We start from the raw sequence: 1,112 nt of genomic DNA, 5'->3' as shown, positions 1-1,112 counted from the left end.
GTGGGTCCCGGCTCTGCGCAGCAACGCTGCGCGTCCGGGACACGAGAGGCTACTGCGAGGCCTGCGCCCGCGCGTTGCGGACGCGCTGGGCCAGCTTCCTGTGCGGTGTGGTGCCGAACATCGGCTGCGGGTTGCCGTTCGGCTCCAGCCAAGGCTGACCCATATCGGTCGCGCCCATATTGGCGACCTGCACGGCCTCCTGCCGCTGACGCTTGGCAGCGTAGTAATAGCCGCCTGCGAAATAACGCACGGCGCGGGCGTGATCACCGTTGGCGGCGCGATAGGCGCCGGCGAGGTATTTCACGGCATAAGTGAGGTTGGTGTTGGGATCGCGCAGGCCGGCGGCATCGCCGGTGTAGCCGACCCCGCGGGCGGTCGCGAGCTTGATCTGCATCAGCCCGATGGTGCCGCCGCGGCCGACGAGGTGAGGCTGATAGCGGCTCTCGCGCATGATCACGCGGTGCACCAGCGCTTCCGGCACGCCGTTGGCGCGAGCATGGGCGGCGACCATCTCGGCATATTCGGCTTCGCCCGCAAATGCGGCCTGCGGCAATGTCAATCCGGCCGCGAGCAGCGCGGCAATGCGTAAAATTTTCATTTGTTATTCCTGGGGTCCCCTGACGTGACCTGCCTCCGGCTGCCGTTAGGCCTTCCGAACGCGGCGATGATGTGACCAAACGCCGCCGTTAACGATTTTGCAGCGCCGAGCCGCCATTACGACTCAATGCCGGCGTACAGGTTACCTCAGGCGGACGCCCGCTCGCGGCAGCACGCCTGTCTATTCGCGCGTGCCGGCGAAAGCGAGTGAGAAGACTCTGCAAATCGGGAGAGGTGCCATGACAAAAGCAATCCTCAGCGACACCCCCAGGCAAAACCCCTGTGCCCAATGCGGCACGCCGATCCCGCGGCCGGACTGGATCGAGCCGGGCGAGGGGCGCGTTTCCTACCTCTGGACCTGCCACGCCTGCAATTATCGCTTCGAGGCGGTGGCGATCTTCGACGAGGTCGCCGTCGCGCACCCGCCGCTCGCGGCGTAACGCGCGATTCTAAGCCGCCGCAAGGCGCGGCTGCTGCCTGAGCGGCAATTGCATCCGCACGATCAATCCGTGCGG

The 1,112-nt window shown here is 66.3% G+C and carries 2 protein-coding genes; one reads left to right on the top strand and one right to left on the bottom strand.

Annotated features, from left to right (window positions below):
• Nucleotides 1-49: 49 nt before the first annotated feature.
• Nucleotides 50-598: a lytic transglycosylase domain-containing protein gene (locus MOV75_RS39230; protein WP_246932426.1), complete on the bottom strand. Its 549-nt coding sequence runs from the start codon at nt 596-598 to the stop codon at nt 50-52.
• A gap of 238 nt (nt 599-836) precedes the next feature.
• Between MOV75_RS39230 and MOV75_RS39225 the strand changes: the two genes are divergently transcribed.
• Nucleotides 837-1,037: a hypothetical protein gene (locus MOV75_RS39225; RefSeq protein WP_246932424.1), complete on the top strand. Its 201-nt coding sequence runs from the start codon at nt 837-839 to the stop codon at nt 1,035-1,037.
• Nucleotides 1,038-1,112: the final 75 nt, after the last annotated feature.

The organism is Bradyrhizobium sp. PRIMUS42, from assembly GCF_023006515.1.
Taxonomy (GTDB): Bacteria; Pseudomonadota; Alphaproteobacteria; order Rhizobiales; family Xanthobacteraceae; genus Bradyrhizobium.
Note: the sequence above shows the minus strand (reverse complement) of the source record. Positions and strands in the feature narration are given on the sequence as shown.